The 8,527-nt window shown below is 56.7% G+C and carries 7 protein-coding genes; 4 read left to right on the forward strand and 3 right to left on the reverse strand.

The features are described from left to right. The first annotated feature begins 47 nt into the window (after window positions 1-47). From G533_RS0110280 to G533_RS21535, 3 genes are read left to right on the forward strand one after another with little or no spacing between them, the layout of a single operon-like run. Entirely contained in the window at window positions 48-3,065 is a 3,018-nt protein-coding gene (locus G533_RS0110280; RefSeq protein ID WP_158413411.1) for a discoidin domain-containing protein, read from the forward strand. Beyond that, window positions 3,062-3,451: a hypothetical protein gene (locus G533_RS0110285; protein WP_027949875.1), complete on the forward strand. Its 390-nt coding sequence runs from the start codon at window positions 3,062-3,064 to the stop codon at window positions 3,449-3,451. Before G533_RS0110280 ends, G533_RS0110285 begins: the two co-directional genes overlap by 4 nt. Then, window positions 3,448-3,795: a hypothetical protein gene (locus tag G533_RS21535; RefSeq protein WP_035527473.1), complete on the forward strand. Its 348-nt coding sequence runs from the start codon at window positions 3,448-3,450 to the stop codon at window positions 3,793-3,795. The genes G533_RS0110285 and G533_RS21535 overlap by 4 nt, the downstream gene beginning before the upstream one ends. A gap of 5 nt (window positions 3,796-3,800) precedes the next feature. Here G533_RS21535 and G533_RS0110295 read toward each other — a convergent pair whose 3' ends face one another. The 3 genes from G533_RS0110295 to G533_RS0110310 form a co-directional block, all read right to left on the reverse strand. Next, window positions 3,801-4,373 (reverse strand): hypothetical protein, encoded by a 573-nt coding sequence (locus tag G533_RS0110295; RefSeq protein ID WP_144079848.1) that lies wholly within the window; start codon window positions 4,371-4,373, stop codon window positions 3,801-3,803. A 106-nt stretch (window positions 4,374-4,479) separates the two neighbouring features. Continuing rightward, on the reverse strand, window positions 4,480-5,574 hold the full coding sequence (locus G533_RS0110305) for a tyrosine-type recombinase/integrase (RefSeq protein ID WP_027949877.1): 1,095 nt from the start codon (window positions 5,572-5,574) through the stop codon (window positions 4,480-4,482). 214 nt (window positions 5,575-5,788) lie between these two features. Continuing rightward, window positions 5,789-6,655 carry a phage integrase N-terminal domain-containing protein gene (locus tag G533_RS0110310; RefSeq protein ID WP_027949878.1) on the reverse strand — a complete coding sequence of 289 codons (867 nt, stop codon included), beginning with the start codon at window positions 6,653-6,655 and terminating at the stop codon, window positions 5,789-5,791. 1,030 nt (window positions 6,656-7,685) lie between these two features. Between G533_RS0110310 and G533_RS0110315 the strand changes: the two genes are divergently transcribed. Then, a partial coding sequence (locus tag G533_RS0110315; protein ID WP_035527475.1) for an IS91 family transposase occupies window positions 7,686-8,527 on the forward strand: 842 nt, incomplete at its 3' end.

An 8,527-nucleotide genomic window follows, 5' to 3' on the forward strand; every position in this document is an offset into this window, starting at 1 on the left:
TTCCTGCGTCGGCCCTAAAGTCATTCTCTGGCAGGCGCACCATGCAGGTGGCTGGCAAGAACACCATTATTCCAATCAACTACGGGCGCGTCAGCGTTCCTGGGATTATCGGGCCAGTGGGGTCTATATCTGGAGATCTTGTTGTTTGTGTTATTTGGGGGCTTGGAAAGCACGAGGAAGTTGAGGCCGTATACATAAACGATGAGCCTGTGCCCGCCGGGGTTTCGCAGTCGCACTATATCGGGCGAAGCTCTCAGGGTGTAGATGTCACGCTTGCAGCAGCCATCCCAGCGTTCAATGATCCCATGGTGTTGAGTACCCCATCTGGGGATATAGGTGTTTGCTATTCGGTTTTTCGTATTCCATCTGGGGAGATTGATGGCGCGCCGCGATTCCAGGCTGTCGTTAAGGGCCGATGCGTCTTCGATCCTCGCGACCCTGACGAAGTGGCCGAGTATGGGCCAATTCGGGCAAAGCACTGGCGAATTTACATCACTGCAACGCGAACCGGCGACTCCTATTTTGCGTCCATTAACGAGATTCAGATACGGGCGAACCCGGGGAGTGGTGACCAGACTGGAGGCGGGACAGCCACATCATCGACAGAGATAAACTCAAACTATGATGCGGACAAAGCGTTTGATGACAATAATTCTACGTTTTGGTCTAGCTCACTGGGCGCATCGGGTCCGCAGTGGATCGCCTACGAGTTCGCATCTCCAGTTGATGTTGCAGAAATACTCATGCGCTCAGGAGACGCCACCCGTGCAGCCCGCATGCCGCGCACATTTCAGGTGCAATATTCAGAAGACGGGTCATCTTGGACGACAGCCGAAACATACACTGACGAGGATGCGTGGCCCACAAACACCAGCCGAACCTATGAGGTCAGTGGATACATAGGCGATACCAATGAGTTTTACTCTGACAATACGGCCTTGTGTCTCGGTGATCTGGTAAGGAATCCAATATACGGAACTGGTGGATCAGTTTCTGGTCTGGATGATGCAGCCGATTGGTGTGACGCGATAATAAGCGGTGTGGAGCGTTGCAAGATCTCTATTTCCCTTTCTCAGCCTCGCCGGACTGACGAATATATCGACCTGCTGGCGACATATGCTGACTGCATACGGTACAACGAGGGGGCCTCTGTAAAGATCGTGCCTGACTCGGCTGTGACCTCAGCAGAGGGCCAGGAATACGTTACCGACGGTGATTTCTCGTCCGCTGATGGCTGGACCGTCGGCTCTGGCTGGACTGTCGGCTCTGGCGTTGCCAGCGCAAGCAATCCCGGCAGCGCCGCTGTTCTGTCTCAGGTCTTGACTGGGTTAGCGATAGGCCAACCCGTGACGCTTTCCCTTGATGCCACGGTTTCGGCTGGCAGTTTCATTGTTGAGGTGGGCGGGGTTGAAGTAGATGAGGTAAGTGCATCCGGTTCAATCTCCGTTGCTATTGAACCTGTCTCCGGTGATCCGCTAATTGAAATCATTACATCTACGGACTTTAACGGAAGCGTCGATAATGTGTCTGTGCAGTCCTATTACTGGACCGTCACGAAATGGGTAAAAGGCACACTCAATATCGAGGGGCTTGATGACAGGGACAACCCGACTCGCGTGTTCAGTCGCTACACTGACCAGGCTATCGGTTCTGCTGTATGGCCCGATGCAATTACTTACGAGGAGCTTCCTGGAGTTGTTGATGGCGGCACAAAGCTACTTGAAACCACGCTAGACTTCCCTGGAGTTTTTCGTCTGGAGGAAGCCCAGCTCAAGGCGTCCAGTCGTGTTGCTCGATATAAAAACAGAGTTCGGGCCTCTTTCGTCACTACCGATATAGGAGCGCGCCACAGGCCAGGTCATACACTCAGAGTGTTCAGCCAGCCCAGGGGCGTCAACATTCTTATAAAAGTGGAGTCCGTTGACTTGGTGGGGTACGGACGCCATCGGGTTACGGGCTTGCGTTACGACCAAACCCACTACCCGGAAGCTATATTTATTCCAGAAGACGCTGGTGTGGTGCCTGTCGGGCTAATCATGCCGCTCTCTGGTAACACAGTACCATCTGGATGGGAGGCGTACACTGCTGCGGACGGCAGGTTTATTATGGGTGCGGGCAACACCTATGACTCAGGTGATACGGGCGGCAGTGAAACGTTTGCGGGCTGGAGTGGAGACACGGAATCTGTAGACTCTCACGGTGGAAGTTCTTTCAGCTCATTTGTTGGTACTAGCAACCCGCCTGGCCCGAACCTGCTTTCCCGGATAATCCCGACTTCACCCCCAGATTTAACGCATGCTCACACATATAGCACGGGGGTTATAACACCAAACTTATATCGTAAAGAGCTTAGGCTCGCCAAAAAAACAGGGAGCACCGCCTCGACTTTCCCTGACGAGATAACCCCTCTTGGACTGCCGGGGCTTCTTGCGGCGGGCATGTCACGCCTTACATCCGAAGCCGGTCGGCTGCTTATGGCAGAAGTCGCGGCGAACAATGCTGGTGTTGCATCGAAGTTTATTTCCATGACATCTGGAACAGATAACGACGCCCACGACCACTGGACCAGGCAGAGCGGTGAAAGCGACTTCACCACCACTGATGTGGTGTACAGCAAGGAGGGTGGAGGTGGGGCGCACAGTCACACATATAGCCTTGAGCTTCATCGGAACGTGAAACGGTGCCGCGTGGCTATGTACCGGGCAACCCAGCCGATACCGGTCCTGCCCGGGGTGATTGGGTTCTGGGATGAAGTCACTGATGGAACCATACCTTCCGGGTGGGTTATCTGTGACGGCACAAATGGGACGCCTAACATACAGGACCGATTGGTAGAGATCGCTGCGGAGGGGAACGAGGGGGCAGTGTCCGGTGACAATACGATTGCTATCGACGGAAGCGGCTCCAGCGTGTCGCATAGTCACCGTGGTGGTGCTAGCCAGTCGTCTGCATTTAAATCCAGTTTCAGTCACTCCAACAGCATTAGTCACAGGCACAGGATAGCGGCTTCAGGTTCGTGGACTCCTCCCTATTTTGCGCTGAGCGCCATTATGTACTCGCCATGAAGACCATCCTGAAAGCCTACCTGCCCCACATCGTCGGGCTCACCCTGATCGCTCTCCTGGTGTTTGCCGGGTGGCAGTGGGTTACTGGGCTGGGGTATCGGGCACAGGCGGCGGCCCTACGCATGCAGCTGCTGGAGTGCCAGGGTGATCTGGCCGTGCAGACCGCCAACACCGCCACGCTGAAGGGTCAGATACAGCGCCAGAACGATGCGGTGGACGCTGCAGCCAGTGAGGCGGCACGAGTGCGGGCGGATGCTCTGCGCGCGCGTGACGCGGCGCTGGTGGCGTTGCGGGGCGCACAGGATGACTATGCTAGACTGCGTGAGGATTGGCCGCAGGATTGTGTGAGTGCGGTTGATAGGGTGCGCGAGGCGTTGGGTTTATGATTCGATTTATCTGGATACGCGTTCTGCAGTTCTACAACTCCCCGAGGCTCGGGCATATTCTCGACATGCTGATATTTGTCGGTCTTCTGTGCTTGCTCATTGGTGTGCTCACCGGCTGCACCCGCACACAATACGTCGATCGGCCGGTGGAAGTGAAGGTGCGCGTCCCGGCCGAGTGCCTGGAACCCGGCGACATCCCAGCCCCGATGATCTACCCAGTCGACCAGCTGCGGCCGGGTGTCAGTGATGGGGATCTGATCGGTGCGCTGTTGGCTGATCGGGAGCACTGCGGGGCGATGGAGAAGGTGCTGCGAGGGGTGCTGGCGGGGTGTGTTGGGGGGTGAAGTGGTCAGTCGAAGTATGGTGGTGGATAGATTGGCCCGACAAGATTTTCTCTGTCCCGCTTTATTTCGGCTGCGTATTCGTGAAGCTGTTCACCCGCCCAAACTCTCGCAGAGTTCAATACCGGCTCAAGTGTTTCGATGAAGAAACCCTCCACCTCGCCAATGATGTCCTGGGGAATGCCGGTCAGGCACCAGTAGTGAGTGAAGTGCTTCCTGTCCAGCTTGTGCGCCCACATTCTCCGCGCAATTGACGTTGCCTTGCCAACATACCCAATGTCGCCAGAAAGGCCGAGCACATAGATCCCCGCCAAGTTCGGTCCAGGCCGCACCCCTTTGTATTCCTGAAATTGCGCTATGATCCTGTCTCGGCTGAAGGCAAATCGATGCTTGTTTTCGCTGATCCATTGGTGGATCTGGGTTTTCTTTTCCCATGGGTCTGCGGGCCAGTAGTCCCTAGGCTTTTCGGGCAATATTTCAGGGAATTTTTGTCCCATTGAATCTTTTAACTCCGCGCTGTTGCTGGTGTCTGCGCAACCTTTCGATGGTCTTGAAAGGGACAGGTGACGTGTTTCAATCATAGCATTCATGCGCCTTTAGCTGGTTTTTAGCAGTTGGCTTTTAACCAATTGGTCGCTGGTTCGAATCCAGCACGGCCCACCAATTCCACCTTTTTGTATCAGATGCTTAGCGCGATGACGCGCTCAGCGTCCTGTGTCTCAGCACAACCAGTGCCGGAGTTTTGCCGGACTTTCCTTCACACACCCTGTTTGCTGCCTTGATGAGTTCCTCCAACTCCGGCGCTGAATAGTGCGTGGTGATATCGCCGTTCCTGTGGCCCAGCAATATTTTCCGGGTTTCCAATGGCACTCCTGCCGCGCGTAAACGACGACCGAAGGTGTGTTTCAGGTCGTGCACACGGATGGGCATATCCAGCTTGCGCCGAACCGACTTCCAGCCATTGTTGTTGATGCTGCGCACTGGTCGGCCGTAGTAAGTGAAGACGCGCTCCGGGTGTTGCCCACGCACGCCTTCGATCACTGACTTTGCTACCCGATTCAGTACCACCAACCGATCCTCCCGGTTCTTGACCTTCTCTCCTGGAATGAGAAACACCGCGGTGCCCAGTTCCGGCACATCGATCTCCCAATCCCACCGCAAGCTACAGACCTCGCCGTCGCGGCACCCGGTATTTACCTTGAACAGACACATCCTGCTCAGGTGATCCGGCAGCGCCTTGAACAACCGGTGTTGCTCTTCCCAACTCAGCGGGTAGGGGCGCCGTGCATCGTTCAGCGGCAACAGCTGGATCAATGGCGCCGACTCCAGCCAGGTCAAACCGTGTTCATCGCGCCACAGCCGGGCACTCAGGTTGAGTACCCTGCGTACCGTGGCCAGGGCGCCGTTCACGGTCTTGTTCTTCTTGCCCTCCTTCTTCCTTCTATCTATATACGCTTGCAGTGTGCCCATGTGGACCTGATACAACGGCAGTTCACCGATGTAGGGGTCCAGCTCTTTCAGATGGAAGGCGTAGGTTCGGATGGTAGCGAGGTGGGTGTTCTCCTCAAGGAAGCGCGTGGCTGCCTCGCGAAAAATGCGCACCGGCCGTATTCCAAATACTGACGCCTGCCTGATCTGCTCAATGCGGCGGGCCAACATCAGCTCCGCCGCTTTGAGTTCACTCGTTCCAGTGCTTTCGTGAATGCGGTGGCCGAGGACCTGCTTGTCGATATGCCAGATCCCGCCCCGGTTCCGTAGCCCGGAGTTTCGATTGCGTCCCATACTTCATCTCCTCGATTCAGTGGGGGACGCCCGTTGCACCGCATATAGTGGTCCACCCAGGCATCCATTTCAAGGCGGTCGAAGGCGACGCCCTGTCGGCCGATGGCAATTTCGGTCAGGGCTGGGCGCACCTCCCGGTTAAAGCGGTTGCGGTCCATGCCCAAGTAGATCGGGGCGTCGCGAAGGCGTATCAGGCGGGGTTGGATTTGCATCGCTATCGGCCCAGGTAGACTGCGGTAATCTGTTCCCTGACATGGCCCAGCTCCACGCTGATAGTCAGCCGAACCCGCTGATCGATATCCCTTTGCGACTTGGTGAGCTGCACTCTGGAAGGTCCACCGCAATGAGGGGACTGCCAGCCGGTGAGTTCCAGGTAGCGTTGCTGGGCATAGGCATGGCGCAGGCCATGCATTTTCGATAGCCCGGCATTGGCGGTGTGGCGCTCGTAGATTCTCAGTTGCTCAATATAGTTGCGGCCCCCGGGAATCAGGGAACCCAGGCCGGCCAGTCGTTTGGCTTCTTCCAGCACGGCTCGCTGCTCAGGGGTGCGGATGGGTACCGTGCGTTCCCGGCCGCCCTTGGTCCAACTGGACTTCAGTTGCATGTGATCTCCGCGATCCGCCCAGCGGGGCTGGATCTTCAGGGCTTCCTCTCGTCTTAATCCGAAGGCCTGTTGCAGGCGCAGGCTCATGCGTACGTGTTCATCCTTGACCTGAGCGAGCTGTTCCTCCGCCAGGTCTTTTGCTTTGCTCTCATGGGACACGAACTGCCGGTCCGGAATTCCATAGAAGTCATTGGCGCTGGCCACCACGGCCCGCTTGTTCACCTTCTCAGCCCACCAGCGTAAACAACTCATCCGGTTCTTGATGGTCCCGGGGGAGAGGTTTTGTTGCAGCCACTGATCCACCAGCGCCTGGACATGCTTTTGTTTGAGCGACGTGGCCTTCAGTTGTCTGAAGCCCAGGTCATGTAACTGGTTGGCAATGGCGCTGAGCTGTCTTTCCCGACCCACGCGCGTTTCGAAGCTGCCCTCATGGCTGTGCTTGCATAACAGTTTCAGTTGGTAGTTCAGGTCTCGCATAGTGCTGTTTCCTTCGGTGAGTGTTTCTGATCACCTGGCAACAGAAGCTGCGCAGGTCCGCCTAGCGGTACGATCACGGGACACCAATCCCGGTTGACCTGAATGTGTCTGGCCCTAGACAACACGGTGTGTTTTCGAATGAAAACTGGCCCGTGCAAACCAACGGTTATCCAGCCAAAGGCTGGAGTGGACTTACCTCCTTATGTGAAAAGAGCAGAACGCACTGACCGCCAGTGCGTTTGCAGAGTTGAAGAAACTGTAGATACGTCAGGGCACAAGCGCCCTGACATCAACAGCAGTTATGGAGCAGATCCCCGTATCTAGGGGGAGAGGTTAGAAAGAGCGATACCCTACGATGCGGCACCGCGATGGTTCGAAGATGGACCCGGTCATGACTGACCGCTGCGTCAATAAAGGTCCGAAGGGACGCATTCAGCAGATTCCAATAACGCCGGAAACTACCTACCCCGTTTGCTTTCGCAAGGTGGGGTCTTCCTTACCACTTTAAGCGCAGTGGCAGCGACAAAATTCTGTGTTGGAGCCTACTATACGAACCCAAAATACGGCTGTCACAGAAAACTCGACCGGAATCGGAAGTGCTTTTTATCGAACGTCTGGCGCTGTGGTAGTCAGTACCTGGTCGGGGAAGCGACTTCTGAGGTAGCAAGCGCGAGTTCGAGCCCGCAAATTCGCAAGTTTAGGTGCTTCATGGAGTGGGTCCAGTGGAACCACTCCTGAATTCGCATGGAGCAGAAGTGTTGCTGCGTTTATTGCCGGAATGCGCGGGCGCCCACGTCACTACCCGCTGCGCCTGGCAGTGACTTGAGCGCATCCGCTTACCGGCTGCAAATTGCCCTCTGACTCATTCAGCCGCCGAGTTTCTCTCCCGTCTGGCCCGCCGACGCGAGCGTACACGGGCCAGATCTGATGTCCTAAAGCAGTTTCACCGCGCGCTTCAGACGTGGCATTCCTCGTGCTGCCGCCCCAATCTGGCTCGTTCCGCACAATGGAGATCCGAGACGGAACCACCATGTTGGCACAAGGCAGCGATGGCCTCAGCAAAACCGCCTACGAGCGCCATCAACCCGAGCAGACACTACTCTACCATCTCGTCGAAACGCACTACCCCGCCCTTGTGGACCAACTGGCCCAGCAGGGTAAATCCCTACCTGCACATGTCCACCGGGAATTTGAGGCTTACCTGAAGTGCGGTCGCCTCGAGCACGGCTTTCTCCGGGTGCGCTGCGACAACTGCCACTTCGAGCGGCTGGTGGCGTTTTCCTGCAAGAAGCGCGGGTTCTGCCCCAGTTGTGGCGCCCGCCGCATGGCCGAGACCGCCGCCCTTCTGGCCGATGAGGTGTTTCCCGATGTCCCGCTTCGCCAGTGGGTCATCAGCTTCCCCTTTCCCCTGCGCTACCTGTTTGCCGCCCACCCCCAAGCCATGGGCAAGGTGCTGGGCATCGTTTACCGGGCGATCTCCACCCACCTGATCCACAAGGCCGGATTCTCACTCAAAGATGGCGCTACCGGGGCCGTAACGCTAATCCAGCGCTTCGGTTCCGCCCTGAACCTCAACTTACATTTCCACATCCTGTTTCTGGATGGCGTCTATGTGTATCGCGACAATCGACCACCCCGATTTCAACGCGTCAAGGCACCGGACAAAGGCGAGTTGGAGGAGTTGGTTCAACTGATCAGCCAGCGCGTCGGCCGCTGCCTCGAGCGCCAGGGCTTGCTGGAACAGGACACCGAGAGTGCCTGGCTGGACCTCGACCCCGCCGAGGATACCGATGCCATGCCACAGATCCTGGGCAGCTCCATCTCCTACCGCATAGCCGTTGGCTCACAGCAAGGCCAGAAAGCGTTCATGAT

The organism is Haliea salexigens DSM 19537, from assembly GCF_000423125.1.
Classification (GTDB): Bacteria; Pseudomonadota; Gammaproteobacteria; order Pseudomonadales; family Halieaceae; genus Haliea; species Haliea salexigens.

Coding starts and splice junctions, on each gene's coding strand:
- G533_RS0110285 (WP_027949875.1), top strand. CDS start 3,062: ATGAAGACCATCCTGAAAGCCTACCTGCCCCACATCGTCGGGCTCACC.
- G533_RS21535 (WP_035527473.1), top strand. CDS start 3,448: ATGATTCGATTTATCTGGATACGCGTTCTGCAGTTCTACAACTCCCCG.
- G533_RS0110295 (WP_144079848.1), bottom strand. CDS start 4,373: ATGATTGAAACACGTCACCTGTCCCTTTCAAGACCATCGAAAGGTTGC.
- G533_RS0110305 (WP_027949877.1), bottom strand. CDS start 5,574: ATGGGACGCAATCGAAACTCCGGGCTACGGAACCGGGGCGGGATCTGG.
- G533_RS0110310 (WP_027949878.1), bottom strand. CDS start 6,655: ATGCGAGACCTGAACTACCAACTGAAACTGTTATGCAAGCACAGCCAT.